This is a genomic window from Marinobacterium sedimentorum (genome assembly GCF_024267675.1).
Lineage (GTDB): Bacteria > Pseudomonadota > Gammaproteobacteria > Pseudomonadales > Balneatricaceae > Marinobacterium_A > Marinobacterium_A sedimentorum.
In genome coordinates, this window is record NZ_JALDYX010000053.1 from 1 (window position 1) to 16,751 (window position 16,751).

The 16,751-nt window shown below is 54.7% G+C and carries 11 protein-coding genes and 2 pseudogenes; 6 read left to right on the plus strand and 7 right to left on the minus strand.

The genetic code is table 11. The annotated features are described in order from the left end of the window. Positions 1 to 510: 510 nt before the first annotated feature. Positions 511 to 876: pseudogene (locus MRS74_RS22585) on the plus strand (IS66 family transposase); the annotation flags it as partial. Positions 877 to 1,066: 190 nt separating this feature from the next. Then, positions 1,067 to 1,189: pseudogene (locus MRS74_RS22590) on the plus strand (transposase domain-containing protein); the annotation flags it as partial. A gap of 219 nt (positions 1,190 to 1,408) precedes the next feature. Here MRS74_RS22590 and MRS74_RS22595 read toward each other — a convergent pair. From MRS74_RS22595 to MRS74_RS22610, 4 genes are all read right to left on the minus strand, one after another. Further along, positions 1,409 to 2,992, minus strand: coding sequence for a BCCT family transporter (locus MRS74_RS22595; protein WP_254582550.1), 1,584 nt, complete (start codon positions 2,990 to 2,992; stop codon positions 1,409 to 1,411). A gap of 697 nt (positions 2,993 to 3,689) precedes the next feature. Further along, positions 3,690 to 5,135, minus strand: coding sequence for an aminodeoxychorismate synthase component I (gene pabB / locus MRS74_RS22600; RefSeq protein WP_254582551.1), 1,446 nt, complete (start codon positions 5,133 to 5,135; stop codon positions 3,690 to 3,692). A gap of 73 nt (positions 5,136 to 5,208) precedes the next feature. Then, positions 5,209 to 5,748: a GTP cyclohydrolase I FolE gene (gene folE, locus MRS74_RS22605; protein ID WP_254582552.1), complete on the minus strand. Its 540-nt coding sequence runs from the start codon at positions 5,746 to 5,748 to the stop codon at positions 5,209 to 5,211. A gap of 412 nt (positions 5,749 to 6,160) precedes the next feature. Further along, the gene (locus MRS74_RS22610) at positions 6,161 to 7,537 is read right to left on the minus strand and encodes a dihydrolipoyl dehydrogenase (RefSeq protein WP_254582553.1); all 1,377 of its coding nucleotides are present in this window, start codon (positions 7,535 to 7,537) and stop codon (positions 6,161 to 6,163) included. A 512-nt stretch (positions 7,538 to 8,049) separates the two neighbouring features. Here MRS74_RS22610 and MRS74_RS22615 point away from each other — a divergent pair. The 4 genes from MRS74_RS22615 to MRS74_RS22630 all read left to right on the plus strand — a co-directional run bounded on the left by MRS74_RS22615 (position 8,050) and on the right by MRS74_RS22630 (position 12,205). Further along, on the plus strand, positions 8,050 to 8,550 hold the full coding sequence (locus tag MRS74_RS22615) for an OsmC family protein (protein ID WP_254582554.1): 501 nt from the start codon (positions 8,050 to 8,052) through the stop codon (positions 8,548 to 8,550). Between the two features lie 25 nt (positions 8,551 to 8,575). Continuing rightward, on the plus strand, positions 8,576 to 9,376 hold the full coding sequence (locus MRS74_RS22620) for an enoyl-CoA hydratase (protein ID WP_254582555.1): 801 nt from the start codon (positions 8,576 to 8,578) through the stop codon (positions 9,374 to 9,376). 113 nt (positions 9,377 to 9,489) lie between these two features. Continuing rightward, positions 9,490 to 11,130 (plus strand): acyl-CoA synthetase, encoded by a 1,641-nt coding sequence (locus MRS74_RS22625; protein WP_254582556.1) that lies wholly within the window; start codon positions 9,490 to 9,492, stop codon positions 11,128 to 11,130. Positions 11,131 to 11,269: 139 nt separating this feature from the next. Next, positions 11,270 to 12,205 carry a LysR family transcriptional regulator gene (locus MRS74_RS22630; protein WP_254582557.1) on the plus strand — a complete coding sequence of 312 codons (936 nt, stop codon included), beginning with the start codon at positions 11,270 to 11,272 and terminating at the stop codon, positions 12,203 to 12,205. Positions 12,206 to 12,385: 180 nt separating this feature from the next. On the opposite strand, the gene MRS74_RS22635 is transcribed toward MRS74_RS22630, so the two are convergent. The 3 genes from MRS74_RS22635 to MRS74_RS22645 are packed head-to-tail and all read right to left on the minus strand — an operon-like array spanning position 12,386 to position 16,349. After that, positions 12,386 to 13,876, minus strand: a complete 1,491-nt coding sequence (locus MRS74_RS22635) for a M81 family metallopeptidase (protein WP_254582558.1) — start codon at positions 13,874 to 13,876, stop codon at positions 12,386 to 12,388. Then, the gene (locus MRS74_RS22640) at positions 13,873 to 15,018 is read right to left on the minus strand and encodes an alanine/ornithine racemase family PLP-dependent enzyme (protein WP_254582559.1); all 1,146 of its coding nucleotides are present in this window, start codon (positions 15,016 to 15,018) and stop codon (positions 13,873 to 13,875) included. Before MRS74_RS22640 ends, MRS74_RS22635 begins: the two co-directional genes overlap by 4 nt. Then, positions 15,015 to 16,349, minus strand: a complete 1,335-nt coding sequence (locus tag MRS74_RS22645) for an N-acetyltransferase DgcN family protein (RefSeq protein ID WP_254582560.1) — start codon at positions 16,347 to 16,349, stop codon at positions 15,015 to 15,017. Before MRS74_RS22645 ends, MRS74_RS22640 begins: the two co-directional genes overlap by 4 nt. Positions 16,350 to 16,751 lie beyond the last annotated feature (402 nt).

Sequence of the window (16,751 nt, forward strand, 5' to 3'; positions counted from 1 at the left end):
CACAGCCCCGCCGCTGCGCTTCTTTACCCATCTACTTTCATATTAAAAAGCAAGAGCTAGATCCGTAACTTGTAGATCAGGCACGAGAAAATCCGGAATCCACATCAAGGGTTCCGGTTTTTTTTGCATTTCAGTCAGGCAGTGGACGCCTCTGTTGTCCGGATCGCGCTGGACCATGGGCTCAACGCCAACCTGGTCCATAAATGGATCCGCACGGCCCCGCAGCAATGTGCCGTTACATCGCCTGCTTTTGTATCGCTGGCGTTACCGGCTCAACCAAACCTACAGGCTTCTCCGAGTCTTGCCGAAAGCATCCGTATTCGAGATCCCGCGTCCGAGCGGCAACGTGGTGTAGACATGGATCGCCAGACCATAAGGTCCGGCGTGATGCAATTGGCCTTATGCCCATCGCCAGACCTCGCCGGCTTTGGCACACTGCCAGGCATGACTACAACGCCTGGCCTCACACAGTTCTCTGCCGAACCGCTACGCCAACTGGCGACAGCGCTGATGGCGCGCGTTGAGCAGCAGGATCAGCTGATACAGCGCAGCGAACTGCGTAATCGGCAACTGAGCCATGAGCTGGCTTTGCTTAAGCGTCATAAGGACGGCCAGCAAAGTGAGCATCTCAACGTATTGCAGATCAGCTTGTTGGGCGACGCGGCCGAAGCCGAGATCGCGGCGATCGAGGCGCAGCTCAAGCCGCTGAAAACCGCGCCGGCGAGATCCGCCCAGCGCCAGCCCAGGCGTAGGCTCCTGCCAGCGGAACAGCCCCTTGCCGAGATCCGGCATGAACCGCACGCGATGCCTTGTGCCTGTGGCTGTCAGTTGAAACGCATCGGTGAGGACATCAGCGAGAAGCTCGTCTATCCGTCGGGTGTATTCACGGTCGAGCGCCAAATCCGTGGCAAGTGGGTCTGTGATGCCTGTGAGAGGTTCCCCCGGCACCGATGCCGCACACATCATCGACAAGGGCATCCCGACAACCGGCCTGCTGGCGCAGGTCATGATCGTCAAGTACGCCGATCAGCGGCAGGAACAGACCTTCGGCCCTGGGCGCTCGGGCAGGAACTGGCTATTCGCGGGTTCATTGCGCAGCGGCCAGCGTGCTGCCGCCAGCATGAGCCTGATCCCGTCCGCCAAACTGAACGGGCATGAACCCTGCGCCTATCTGAAAGATATTCTGGCCTGGTTTACGATACAAAAACTTATAAAATCAACGATTTAATTTCTATCGGTTGGAGAGCGCTGGCTAACAAGGTGTGATCCCCGGCCGCGTACAGAGCGGCTCTATCCACGGACACTGAAGCGCCGCGCCTGCCGTTACCCTTGTCAGAAAGCAAAATGCCAGTCAGTTGGTATAACTGACTGGCATTCGGCATAAGGCCGGATTTTTTCTAAAGGAGCACTAGCGTACTTCTGATTTGAGACCTTTATAAAGGCTCAGGCACATCAACAGCAAGACCAGCGTGAACGGCAGACCGGTGGTAATCGACGCCGCCTGCAAGGCCGTCAGGGCTTCAGAACCGCCACCCACCAGCAGTACTGCGGCAATGATGCCCACCAGGGAAGCCCAGAACAGTCGCTGGATCATGGGTGCGTCTATTTTGCCGCCGGAGGTGATGCTGTCAATCACCAGGGAGCCTGAGTCCGCGGAGGTGATGAAGAAAACCAGCACCAGCAAAACGGCCACAGAAGACATCAGCATACTCATTGGCATATTCTCAAACATCTGGAACATGGCCAGGGAGACATCGCCGATACCGTTGGCCAGGGCGCCAACACCGGCCTGCGCCTGCTCGATTGCGGTGCCACCAAAGGCCCCCATCCAGATCGCTGTCACCAGGGTCGGTACCAGCAGTACCGCAGTCAAAAACTCGCGCACGGTGCGGCCACGGGATACACGGGCGATAAACATGCCCACGAACGGCGACCAGGACACCCACCAGGCCCAGTAGAAAACAGTCCAGCCGTGGAACCAGGTGCCATCTTCACGGCCGATCCAGTTGCTCAACGGAACAATGTTTTCTACATAACTTCCCAAGATGCTGCCAATCGAACCAAAGATTTGCAGCGTCGGGCCGATCACAATCACCAGCCCTACCAGGCCGGCCGCTATAATCATGTTGATGTTACTCAGCAGTTTCACGCCGCCGTCCAGACCCCGGGCAACGGACATCAGCGCCACGGCGGTAACACAGACGATTACCACGATCTGGGTGGTCAGGCTGTTTTCGATACCAAACAGGTAGTTCAGGCCACCGGACGCCTGCTGAGCGCCCAGACCCAGGGATGTCGCCAGACCAAAGATGGTCGCCAGCACCGCCAGAATGTCGATCACATGACCGATAGGTCCCCAGCACTTCTCTCCCAACAGCGGGTAGAAGGCGGAGCGAATGGTCATGGGCAGGCCCTTGTTGTAGCAGAAGTAGGCCAGCGCCAGAGCAACAACGCCGTAAATTGCCCAGGGGTGCAGCCCCCAGTGAAACATGGTTGCACCCAGCGCCAGGTTTGCACCTTCTGCGGTTCTGGGGGCCACGTTCAGCGGCGTGCCGTACCAGTCTGTGTAGTAAGCCACAGGCTCCGCCACACTCCAGAACATCAGGCCGATGCCCATACCGGCGGCAAACAGCATGGAGAACCAGGAAATGGTCGAAAACTCGGGCTTTGCACCCGCGCCGCCAAGGCGGATCTTGCCCACCGGCAGCACAATCAGCGCCAGGCAGAAAAGCACAAAAATATTACCGCCAATCATAAATAGCCAGTCGAAATTATCAATCGACCAGCTGCGTGCGCCGGTCAGTGCGACCTTGGCTTCGGCGGGGAACAGCAAAGTGCCAATAATAAACAGTAGAATGAAGCCTGCACTCACCCCAAATACAGGGTTGTGGACATCCATCCCCAAGACCTGAACGTTGTCCTGGCCGACCTCATAATCCGTATCGTACACATTTTCTATGATAGCACTGTCGGTGTTTAAACCCGCGTTCATTCAATACTCCTCACCCGTATCGGGATCGATATGGTTTTGTCGTTATTGTTATATTTCGCGAAATAATATTTGCGAAATTCATCAATCCTAAAAAGGATTAAAACAAGCCTTCCGCAGAACTAAGTTGGCACTATGGTGAAGCCATAGTACAAACAAGCGCTGACGCCAGTGTTCTTATGTATACTAAGAAGTGCGGCCTTTGCTGTAAAATGACGTTTTCTAAACAGGTTGTTTAGCTCTGTTAGTGCTAAATTATATTTTTATGAATACTGTTTTTTGCGAGCTAAATGATTGAAATAGATCAGTTGATCGTCAATGTTCAGGGTAATCGGCATATAGGCCCGGTAAACTACACCTTTCTTTCAATGCTGAGTTTACCTTTTTAGGGGGCCTGTCTCAAAAACCTGCTGTGAACTCAGGTTCTGCTGCCGTTGGTTCAAGCCGTCATGCCATCACATTCATTCACTCACAATCACTTTACCCGTTTCTATTAACCTTGCGGACAACTAGGTTTCCTCCCTATTTGTCCGTCACGCCATCAAAACGGGCGCAGCTGCGTGGACATGCTGGTTTTGCTGGCGTTCGCATGGCCTGCGGCCAATGATGAAGCGGCCATGCTTCATATCAACCCGCCGGGTTGATAATAGGCACTCACCGATTTGATAATCGGTGCCTTTCGATATCATCGTCCACGTAGCTACCGATGGAGGGGGCATCCCATTTCCCTAGTTTGTCCCTGGTCGTCAAGCGCAGCGTTCAAGAATCTGCTCTCTAGTGTTTGCAACAGGTTGTTCACCTTGTCAAAGGTCTCTTGATACTCGGCATCACAATTCGAGTCGGCTACGATGCCGCCACCCGCCCAACAATACAGCCGTCCCTGAGTGGCGATCAGCGTACGAATACAGATACTGGTATCCATACGACCGTTGAAGCCGATGTAGCCGATGGAGCCGCAATAGGCACTGCGTCGGTGGGGTTCTAGCTCCTCGATCACCTCCATCGATCGGAGTTTCGGTGCCCCGGTAATTGATCCGCCCGGAAAGCAACCCTGCAGCAGGTCCAGTGATTTGCCGGGATGGTCCAGGCGGCCGCAAATGGTGGATACCAGGTGATGGACGTTGGCGTAGGTTTCGACTTCGAACAGCTTGGGGACACGCACTGAGCCTATAGAGCAGGTTTTACCCAGGTCGTTGCGCAGCAGGTCCACGATCATGAGATTCTCGGCGCGGTCCTTGGGGCTGTGGCGAAGGGCCTCAGCCAGGCGGGTGTCTTCGCTGGCGGTCTGGCCGCGTGGGCGGGTGCCCTTGATCGGTTTGGTTTCCACCTCGATCCCACAGCTCTGAATAAAGCGTTCCGGGGACAGGCTCAGGAGGTCACCGGAAGGGGTCGACAGGTAGGCTGAAAAGGGCGTTGGGGCCACTTCGCGCAACGCCCGGTATGCGCGCCAGCTGTCGCCAGTGAACTGGGCGCTAAAGCGTTGGGCCAGGTTGACCTGGTAGCAGTCACCGGCCTCTATATAGTCGATTATCCGTCGAAACCTTTCACCGTATTGTTGCCGATCCATGTTCGCTGCAAAGGGCGTGATTAGGGAAAATGATCCCGTTGGATGAGATTGGTTTGCGGTCAACAGCTGATGCAACTGCTGTAGCCGGGGCAGGAATTCCGCGTGGTGGCAGACCAGGGTAGCAAGGCGTTTCTCATGGTCGATCACCAGTGCCCAGTCATAGATGCCAACCTGCATCTCAGGCAGGTCGATATCCCGTTGCGCCAGTTCGGGCAAAGATTCCAGCGATCTCGCCAGATCGTAGGTAAAATACCCGATAGCACCTCCTGTGAAGGGGAGGTCGGGGTCCTCGTCCCCGTGGGCTTCTGCTTCGATGATCCGCTTAAGGGCCATGAAAGGGGCATCGCCAAGGGGAATGCGTTCACCTTCGGCGGACTCCTTCCAGCAGCGCCCCATGTGCGAGACCACGCGGCACCTCGGTGCCGCGCTGATGATGTCGAATCTCCCCCGTGAAAGGCCCCGCTGCCCGCTGTCAAGAAACACGGGGTAAGGGAGATGGCGCAGCCGCTCGAACAGCAGAGCGCTATCGTCAGGGTAGGGCAGGGAGATGCTAGGCGTGGACAGCTTGCGGGTTGTCATCAGGCAAAGTGGTACTCTAGTTCAGTGGTATTTGCAGAGCCAAAGTTCGCGTCTCTTAGTCTAGGATGCTGGGTCAGTTGATAAGAGAGAGGAATTCGGCGCGTGTGGCGCCGTTCTTGCGGAATTGGCCGAGCATCATTGAGGTCTTCATCAAGCCGTTCTGTTTTTGAACGCCGCGCATCATCATGCACATATGCTGTGCTTCGATCACTACGCCGACGCCGGCCGCTTTGGTGATCTCCATTATGCTGTCTGCAATCTGCTTGGTGAGGTTTTCCTGAATCTGCAGCCGGCGAGCGAAGAGGTCGACGATACGAGCGATCTTGGATAGTCCGATTACCTTGCCGGAAGGAATGTAGGCTACATGGCACTTGCCAATAAAAGGTAGCAGGTGGTGTTCGCACAATGAATAGAGCTCGATATCTTTAACGATGACCATTTCGCTATTGTCAGACTCGAACAATGCGCCGTTGACAATCTCTTCTAAGGTCATTCGATAACCGCTGGTCAGATACTCGAACGCCTTGGCTGCACGCTTGGGGGTATCTGCCAGACCTTCGCGATTCAGATCCTCGCCTACAGACAGAATGATAGAGTTAAAAGCGTCTTTCATAGTATTTACCAAGGGTTGTATGATTGTTATTAACTTGGCTGGCAAATAGGTTCCCTCCCTATTTGCCAGTCACCCCACAAAAACAGACGCAAGTGCGTGGACGTGCTGGTTTTTGTGGGGTTCGCATTGGCCTGCGGCCAATGATGAAGCATCCCTGCTTCATGTATTAACCCGCCGGGTTATTAGACAAGAGGAGTTTCGTGCGTCAGCTCTTTGAAATAGAACAATAATTCCGTTTCGGAAGCCTTAGCGCCAAAGTGCCTGAATGCGCTGCGCGTATCGAAAAATGGGACAATGGACGATCAAGTGCTCGGTAAATAGCAACCACAATAAAAAACATACAGCGCTGTTGAGGTGAGCCAGATTTTCAACAGCCTGTCAAAGGAACGTCTTCCAATCATATGGCGGAATGCTATCTTTTACGCTGGGCGTTTTCCAAAACGTCCCGTAAGAGCTCTTCGGCACTCGGATGGTAAATGGGCATCTCCAGTACCTGCTCGGCTGTCATCTGGTGCGTGATGGCCAGTGCCAGTATGTGAGCAAGGTGTTCGGCCTGGTAGCCGAGCAGCTCTGCCCCCAGGATCTTTCCGGTGCTAGCCTCCAGATACACCTGAATGCGCCCATCGACTTTGTTCCAAACAACATGCCGCGGGCTATCGAATGGCAGGTCGCCAACGATAATTTCCTGGTTCTGCAGCTCCCGGTAAGTTTTGCCAACGATCGCCATTTGCGGGTCGGTAAAGTAGATCATCAGAGGCGTTCGACGTTTGGCGTCCACTGTATTCGGGTAGTTCAGAGCATTGTCTGCTACGATACGGCCCTCATCGAAGGCTTCGTGCCATACCGGTAAAATGTCGGTTGCATCGCCTGCGATGAAAATGGGGTGGCCGGGGTAGGACAACGTTTTGGGATCGAAAGATACATCGCCGTACTCAACACTGCCGACCCCTGCAGCCTTAAGATCCAAGCGATCGACATTGGACACCCTGCCTGTTGCAACCAGCACTCGGTCGAATACCTTGGTTACCGTCTCGCCATTTGATTGTTTGTATTGGATCCAGGCGCCGTCATCCTCCCACGTTTTCTCCAGGGTTCCGCTGGGATAGATCTCCAGTTGGTTGCTGAGTATTTTGAGCGTTTCCTGCTGCAGATCAGGATTCGTAAGGCCGCCTATTCTGCCAGAGCGACCATACAGCGTCGTATCAACACCCAGGCGATGCAGTGCTTGCCCTAGTTCCAGAGCAATAACCCCCAGGCCAATTACAGCTACGGAGCGAGGCAGGTCAGTTATTTCGAATATTGTATCGCTGGTAAGGACGCGTGACATAACAGGCTCGAACACTTCGCTGACTTCGGGCCTTGAGCCACAAGCAAGAATGATTTTTTTTGCCTTGACTTCGACATCTTCCCCAACAAGCAGGTGACCTGGCCCGATAAAACGGGCGCGTCCTTCGATTTTATGGTGCGCTGGTATCTTGTCTATATACTGAAGATTGCGCCCTACAAATCGTTGGTCCCGTTCCCTGCGTAATCGTTCCAGCACTTTGCTGCCATCTACTGTTCCCTTGCTTTTTACGCCAAAGAACTCACTGGTATCGATATGGTGTGCATAATCGGCTGCTGTAATCAGTAGTTTGCTGGGCATGCAACCTACTCGCGCACAGGTGGTACCGTAGGGTCCATCTTGGATCATAACGAGGCTATCCGTCTCGCGACGGATTTTGGAGTACGCGCCTAATCCTGCTGTTCCAGCTCCAATAATTGCATACTCGACGTCGATGGTTTTCATATTTGGCTTGCTCCGTTGGCTCTCGTTATCACCAAGGTGGTGTAAAATGAAGGCATTAGCTCGGTTTTGGATGTCTTACAACGCTTTCATTTAAAGCGTGCGTGTCAATGTTTTAATCTCCGTTACGCCCAAACCGAAACGATCATGGGAGGATCTTCATTTCACTAACATAAGAGTAAAACTATCGTGTCAGGCGCTACCTGTAAAACGATGCTTCCTAATCGCAATGCTTAGCATTTGTAATGCTACTGTTTGAGCTCTCACAAATTGGTAGCTTGCTGCAGGGTAGGCAAAGCGGATCCTGACCACCAATCCCGCCCGTTGGGCACGTCGCTGCGCTCAGGGGCCCAATCTACTGCTATATTGAAAAGCATGAGTTAGATCGGTAGCAGGCTTCTTGCTGTGTTTGCTTTGTGGATTTTAATGTGAGCTAATCATCACAAGTAGCGCTTTGGATTAGCTTTCGTTAACTATGTGCTTAGGAAGCGTCAGTTTACAGAAAAGAGTTGGCTTTGTTAGGATTATTAGCTGTCGGAAATGGATATAAAAAAGGGTTCTATGAAATGTCTATACATGAAGCAGTAATCAGCTGGCACCGCTACCCACACAGCTCGGATCCAACGACTTACTCTCGTAATCATGTTGTTACTTTGAGTGGCAATCAGCAGCTTGATGTTTCTGCGTCTGTAGAATTTAAAGGCGATTCCAGATGTGCTGATCCAGAGCAGATGCTCGTGAGCGCCGTCTCCAGTTGCCATATGTTGTTTTTTTTGGCGATTGCAGAGTTTCAGGGTTTTTGTGTAGAGTCCTATGAGGACAATCCGCAGGGTTTTCTGGAGAAAAGTTCAAAAGGCGGGATGGAAATTACACGTGTAATTCTGGCACCCAAGGTTGTTTTTAGTGGTGATAAGCGTCCGGATCAGGCAGCAATCTCCAAGATTCATGAGAGTGCGCATAAAAACTGCTTTATCAGAAATTCTATAACAGCCAGTGTCGAAATCAATCATTCATAATTTTGATATTTCGAGGAGATAATGTATGCCTATGAATTCACCAAAAGAAGCCATTCTGCTTAGAACCGACAATAATGGTGCAGTATTTCTTTCTCTTAATCGGCCAGATAAATTAAATACGCTGTCTGAAGCGATGTTGGCTGCCTTGCAAGTCGAACTGGACGATATCGCAGAGGACCCCAGTGTCCGGTGTGTGGTTATTAGCGGTGAAGGTCGTGGGTTCTGTGCAGGTCATGATCTGCAGGAGATGCGCTCAAATCCAGAACGAGCCTATTATCAGGAACTGTTTAAACGTTGCAGCAAAGTCATGCAGAGTATCGTAAAGCTGCCAGTTCCGGTCATCGCAAAGGTTGGTGGTATAGCAGCTGCCGCTGGTTGCCAGCTGGTAGCCAGCTGTGACCTGGTTATCGCGGCCAGATCAGCCCGCTTCGCCGTATCGGGAATCAACGTTGGATTGTTCTGTTCCACGCCCGCTGTTGCTCTTTCAAGAAGTATCCCGGCCAAACGCGCCTTTGATATGCTGATTACCGGCGACATTATAGACGCAGAAACAGTGTTGGATTGGGGGCTTATTAGCAGTGTAGTGGACGACACTGAGCTGGACGACGCTGTCGCTGCGAAAGTGGAGAAGATTCTGAGCAAAAGCCCTTCTGCAGTTCGATATGGTAAATCCATGTTTAATCCGCAAAGGCAGATGTCGTTGTCCGATGCCTATGATTTTGCAGGCAATGTGATGGCTGAGAACATGATGAGCCACGATGCTGGAGAAGGCATTGACGCCTTCCTGGAAAAGCGGAAACCGACCTGGGATCAGCCGACTAATTAAAAAGCTGGCCATCATCGCTGCCGAAAATTTTATCTGTCCGCTGTTGGGTAAAAAAGCGTAGCCTGAATTAATTCTGGTCTATTTTATCGTTAGAAAATAAGAGTAAAAATACTATGAACGGGTTATGTTCTTTTAATCAGGCACTTGAAAAAAATTCTGCTAATCATGTGGCGCTCTCTCCCTTAAGCTTTATCAAGCGGGCAGCCCAAGTCTATCCTGACAAGACCGCTGTAGTATATGACGACAAAACATATACCTGGAGCCAAACCTATCGACGTTGCCGTCAGTTAGCCTCTGTTTTGAAAGGGTATGGTATTTCAAGGGGAGATACTGTCTCTGTTATGCTGCCAAATGTACCCGCAATGTATGAGGCGCATTTCGGTGTGCCTATGACGGGCGCTGTCCTGAATTCAATTAATACTCGCCTGGATGCCGAAGCTGTTGCCTTTATTCTCAATCACAGTCGTACTCGGCTTTTGCTGGTGGATCCGGAGTATGCAGGTGTCGTAGAAAAAGCACTGTCGATGCTAGACTGTGCGGCACCTATCGTAATTAACGTTTCCGATCCGAGCTACGGCAAAGGGTCATCTATCGGCGACCTTGAATATGAAGAATTACTTGCTGAGCAATCGGAATTGTCTGAGTGTAAGCCACCGCTCGATGAATGGGATGCAATTGCATTAGGCTACACCTCGGGGACAACAGGCAATCCAAAGGGCGTGGTAACACACCATCGTGGCGCCTATCTGAATGCGGTAAGTAACGTCCTTTCCTGGGGATTGGCCTCTAATGTAGTCTATCTGTGGACCTTGCCAATGTTTCATTGCAATGGCTGGTGCTTCCCCTGGACGCTGGCCGCGATTGGCGGAACAAGCATCTGTTTGCGCAAGGTCGATCCGGAGCTGATTCTGCAACTGATCAAGCAGCACCATGTCACTCACTATTGTGGCGCACCGATAGTGCACGCGATGATCGCCGAGGCCGCATTGACCCAATCCTCACCTATCGAGCACAAGGTTGCTGGGCTGATTGCCGGCGCAGCACCACCGGCGGCGGTGCTGGCGAAGATGGAGCGAATAGGGATCGAGCTCACCCATGTCTACGGTCTGACTGAGACCTATGGCCCTGCCACCGTATGCGTCAAGCAGGATGATTGGGCTGATCGCACCTTGGATGAACGGGTCCAACTCAACGGACGACAGGGCGTGACCTATCCGCTTCAGGAGGAGGTCGTAGTGCTTGATCCGGCAACGCTGCAGCCGGTTCCCGCCGATGGCAAGACTGTGGGTGAAATTATGTTTCGGGGTAACATCGTTATGAAGGGTTATCTGCGTAACGAGTCGGCAACCGAGGAAGCATTTGCCGGAGGCTGGTTTCATACCGGAGACTTGGCGGTCGTGCATGCGGATGGCTATATCAAGATTTCCGACCGTTCGAAAGATGTCATCATTTCGGGCGGAGAAAATATATCGTCACTGGAAGTTGAGGATATTATCCAGCGCCACCCAGATGTAGAACTCGTTGCGGTCGTACCTTTGGCGGATGAAAAGTGGGGAGAAGTACCTGCAGCGTTCGTGCAGCTGCGCAACGGTAGTGAACTGACGGAGCAGGCGCTGATCGATTTCTGTCGGGAAAACATGAGCCGCTTCAAGGCGCCGAAGAAAATTATCTTCGAGCGTATACCAACGACCTCAACAGGAAAAGTCCAGAAGTTTGTACTACGTCAGCAACTCGCTGCAGCGCAATCCAGCTAAATCAGCCCAAGCGCGGAGTCGTTGCATAACCGCGTGGGAAGAGCAAAGCCATTCAGGCTGTATGCTAGTATAGTGGCGAGTCACATGGTAGCAACTGCGCGCTTTCGTAAGCGCGCAGTTGCTCTTGAGAGTACTTGTTATGTCACGACTTCCCCCCCTGATTGCACTCTCTTATTTTGAGGTTGCCGCCCGAACCAAAAGCTTCGCCAAAGCCGCGAAGGAGCTGCACGTCACCCCGGCTGCCATCAGTCACCAAGTCAAAGCGCTGGAGGAGTATCTGGGGGTTGAGCTGTTCGTTCGACATCATCGTCGCGTCAGCCTTACACCAGCCGCCCGCGCGTCATTGCCAGAGTTGCATGAAGGCTTCCAGGTCTTGGCTGATGCCGTTGATAAAATTCGCCTGTATGGCGAAGAGCGGAAAGTCATCACGGTCTGTGCTGAACCTCTGTTCGCCACTAAATGGATAGTGCCGCGCCTGCATCGCTTTTATGCCCGATGCCCGGAAGCTGAGGTGCGGCTGCAGGCAAGCTTGCATTCGGTCGATCAGGCTCGGGCAAGCGGATTTGGCGTGTCGCAATTGAAACGGGCAGGAATCGATGTTTCGGTGCGATTGGGTTATGGAGACTATGAAGATCTGGAACCACAGTGCTTGATGAATCTTGATCTTTTCCCCATGTGTAAGCCGGGCCTGGTTTCAGCTGATGAGATCTTGGCATTGTCGAATGCGCCCCCGCTATTATGCGATCGTACCTTGGCTCGCTTTGAAGATCTTTGCGGGTGGCGAGAATGGTTTCGACAGCAGGGCTGTGAGGATCTGGAGTCCTTTAAGGTGCTGCAGTTTGGTAATGGCCTGCTGGCGTTGGAAACAGCCGTCTCCGGGCAGGGGGTCCTATTGGGTTCTAAAGATCTGCTGCATACGGAGCTAGAATCGGGCAAGTTAGAAGTGGTGATTGATCGTCCGCTTCGATACGCCCAAGCGTATTATGTAGTCAGTGCCGGTTTAAACATTGAACGCCCCATCGCCAGAAAGTTTCGCGAGTGGCTGTTGGACGAAATCGGTGTACCTGATGCGTGAAGGCGAGGAAGTGACAAATGGTATTAATCGGTCGGGACACCTAGTTCTGAGCCGCCCCGGCGTTACCGGAGACTCCAAACATTCAGAGGATGGAGCCATGAACCCGGCCAAGAAGTATGATCTTGCCCAGTATTGGTGGATGCCCCACTCACTGAGTCAATTCCCCTAACAATGCCGTTTTCACGGCAACTCCATATCCTTGTCGAGCGGGAAAATGGGCCGCGGTACGTTGCGGTACGGCAGCAGGTCATAGCGGGGAGTGCAGAGGGCGCCGCTGTCGCACACGATCATTTGTCCGGCAATGGGTTCGAACGCGGCGCGAAAATGCTGCATGGATTTCAATGCCACCACGCTCTTTTGCTGCGGGTCTATACCGAAGGCTTTGAATTGCTGCAGATCGAGTATTTGCCGCGCGATGCTGACCACCAGTATCTCGATTCCCTGTACCTGCAGCACGGCACTTGGGCCAAAGCTGCCGTGCAGTCCATGGATCATGGGGCCATCGCCGATAAAGCAGCCATCGCTGACGGATACCAGCTGGCCTTCCAGGGGCAGGGGGCCACCCCCGAAACGCGGGTCGGTGTTACCACCCAGGGTGATCTGAACGGATTGACCGACCATAGCTTCGCCCAGTGTCTGCACGGCGCTGGCGTCGACCAGAGGGCCGAAACAGGCGTTGCCGACATCCGCTTCAAGCAGCGCCCGCAATAGCTCGGTGGCATCGCCGTAGCCGCCGGCGCCGGGGTTGTCGGCATAATCGGCGATTACCAGCGGACCCTCTGTGGGTATATAGCGGGCGGCGATCGCTGCTGCTTCTGTCACGCTGAGGTAGTCGTTCAGCACGTCGAAACGGCGGTTCCAGATATCATCCGCGAGGGTTTCGGCCAATGCACGGTGGGCGCTGAAATTGCCCTGTGCCGTTACCAGTACCGTCGGCCCTACCTCCGCCACATCGGCACTGGCAAAACCGGCATTGATGCTGACGGCGAAAACGTCCGCCGTCTCTTCATAGGCCCGGGCGATTGCCATGCGCTCTATCATGGGGCCTATATCGGTGCGCCCGCCATTAACCTCCTCAAGCATGGGCCGGCTCACGCGGATGGTGCGGGGGTGAATCTCGCCGGCCATGGTGCGTTGCAGAATATCGCCGGCATGGCGACCCGCTTCGCGCATATCGATATGCGGGTAGGTTTTGAAGGACACAATAATATCGGCGAGCGCGCACATCTGCCGGCTTACATTGGCGTGCGGGTCGAGGGTGATGGCGATGGGCAGCTGCGTGCCGACCAGCGTGCGGATGCGCGCAAGCAGTTCGCCTTCACCGTCTTCGCAAAAGTCGAGCCCCATGGCACCATGGAGCCCGAGCAGAATCCCGTCGAAGCGCTTGAGTCTGATGGCCGCGAGTATGGGTTCACAGAGCCAGTCAAATGCCTGGCGCCGGACCTTGCCGCTGGGACCTGCCGCCGCGCTCAACACATGCTTGACCCGCCAGTGATGCGCCCGCCCGGCATCGAGAAAGCCGGCGAGTTCAGTATTTTCATCGCCGCGCTCGGCCAGGGCGGCTTCGCCCATCAGCACGTAACGGGCCATGAAGGCCTCTCTGCCGGTTTTGTGCAGGCTGAATGAGTTGGTTTCGTGGGAAAACTCAGCCGTAAGAACGTTGAAACTCATGCGATCTTCCGTGGGTTATTGATCGGGAGGCTAGCCAGCGCCGGCGTCGTCAAAGGGATTTCACTGCCGTCGCCGGTGCGCGATGCGAGCAGTACCTTGGTGACAAAGGGTGAGGTCATGCTGCGCACAGTCGCGCTGTAATTGAGTTGAAAACGCACCTCGGCACCGACCGGCAGGGGATGGTCGCCGCAGTCAATGATGAGGTGATCACTGCTGGCATCGATGATATCGATCCCCATGGGGCTCCTGAGGCCGTCGGGGTCCACATCCTGTCGGCCGATGGCCAGAATCGCCTGGGCGATGTCACCCCGATCCGCCGGTGGCACTTTTTCGCCGAACGCGGTTTGGGCGATCTCTCCCCAGGGCTGCGATGGCTTGATCTTCGATTCGATCACTTCGGCGACCAGGGTAATGGCGTCTGTGTGGAGGCCATCAATCGGTTGGCGGTGCAGGGGCTCGCACCCCAGCAGAATGGATTCACCCAATCTGAGGTTGTTGATGCGGCCGGTGTCTGCGCCGCTGAACGCCCAGTTAAGATTGGCTGAATTACCGCCTGTCACTATATCCAGCGTCACGCCGAAGGCGGCCTCCACCGAACGTGCCAGTGCGGACAGCTGATCCATATTGCGGCTGTCCGGCGACACACCGCAGTGGCATGCCAGGTTGGCGCCTATGCCCTTTAACTCGATATTCGGCATGCCCAGCACCAAAGCTGCGGTGTGCTCAAGGTCGGCCGGCATAATCCCTTCGCGGAGATCGCCAAGTTCCACCATCAATACGACACCGTGGGTCCTTCCGGCCGCCTTCGCGGCGTATGAAAGCTGACGGATGACGTCGAGTTCGCTGTTGAGGCTCAAGTCTGCGTACTGAACCACTCGCTGAACATCGCTGATCATAGGTGCGCGAATCAGCATCATCGGTGCGCTGATGCCTGCGCGGCGCATCGCTTCGATATTCTCCATGCGCGAGTCGCCGATCATGCTCACCCCCGCCCGCAGCATCATACGGGCGATCTCGGGTGAGCCGAGGCTTGCCTTCATCACCGCGGTCACCGAAATACCGCGGGCGGCCAGTCGAGTCACCAGTGTGCTGGCATTGTGATGAATCTTGTCGAGATCGACCTCCAGGCGCGGCGCGCTCATTGGTTGTATGCGGTCAGCTTTTTCCCCAGTTCAGGGAATGCCCCCAGCACGATCTCTACGAGGCGATCCGGCGACCGGGTCAGCGCATCGGTGGCAGGTATGCCGAGTTCGAGTTCATAGGCCTCCACGGCCATGCTGACGTCGGCATCGGTCATGTTTTCATGATTGAGGGTCAACCCGATGACCCGGGTGTCGGAAAAGGTCTGGATCAGGTTAATCTCGGCGGCCGGCAGCGGCATGGCCATCCTGTCGAAGTCGCAGCGGTAGGTGCGGCCCGGTGCATGCTGCAGGATGACGCCGTCGGGACAGCTGCCCCGCAGGATAAAGGAGGTGGTCGAAAACGCGGGGTGGCTCAGGGCACCCTGTCCTTCAATGATGATCACGTCGGGCTGTTCAGCTTCGAAGGCCTCAACAATGATCGCTTCCAGTTCGCCGGCGCAGAACTGCGAAGGCACCGCATCGAGGGCAATACCGTAGCGTGCACCCTGGATCAAGCCGGTTTGGCCGGTGCCGATCATCACCACGTTCAATCCGCGATCCCGCAGCGCGCGGGTGAGGATGGTCGCCGTAGTGCGCTTGCCGATGGCGCAGTCTGTGCCCAGCACGGCGATACGCGGGCAGGTTACCTCTGCGATGCGGCCGCTGAACATCCGCAGGTCTTTACTCGCGCGGGGGCGGCGGACATCGAGCATCGTCACCATACTGGCGCTGCTCGCCGCGACAAACTCAGGGTCGTCGTTCAGAAACTCGTGCAGGCCGTTGACAATATTCATGCCCAAACCAATGGCATCGAGCACCAGGCTGCGCTCGGCCGTCGACAGCATGCCGCTGGACGGCGCCATCCCGAAGATGAAATAGTCGGGTAGCGTCTCAGCCCGGGACAGGGCATCGGCCAGGTCATGGCAGACAGGGATATCGTTCGCTACTCCGTCAAGCACCATGCCGGCATCCTGCCCGGCCTTCTCGCTGTCTATGATCGACAGGATTTCGTATTTTTCCGAGTGTCGGACGAGGCCGTTGGCGGTCTTGCCGTCGATGGCACCAAAGTTCGCTTCGCAATAGACAATGGCGGTTGTGAGGCGTTGGGGGTCATGAGGTGATTGCGATGGCGCTGCAAACTTAAAGGCGCCGGTGACGGTCAGCGGTGCAGGTGCGGGTTGAAGAGAGGAAAGCCGGGTGTCGCTCGGGAGAACCTTGGAAAGCTGTGTATCGTGCAAGGGGTGAAGCGGTACTGCGGTCGTTGGCGCGGCCAGGGTTTGGTCACCAACGGCCGGTGGACCCTGGGGCGAATAGTAGCGGGCCTGTGGGGGAAGTTGCGGAATATCGGACATGAAATAACCTCGGGTCGACGGAGGCTCAGGAGGGCAGCTGGATCGTGCCGACCTGGGTCGGATGTCAACAAGAGGTCCCCACTAAGCGGTGGGGTGAAAGTACATACTAACATAGCTGTACCCCGGATTACGGATAAAGCCACCAAGTGCCGAGCGGCGGCTGGCAGCCTGGCGCTTCTACGGCACCACTTCCACCTAGTAGAATGTGGTGCAGCGAAGCGAAACCCATCACGCGGCGGCTGATTGCTGGGTTAAGTCCCTTCGGGCCTGCACCCAATCTACGCTTATTAAAGTAGCTATCGAGCCACGCACTAAATAGAAAGAGAGTCCAATGCATGGATTGTCTATTTATTGAGCAGTGTATGGCGTTTTAAATGTGCACAGCTGGTTGCTCTGTAATCT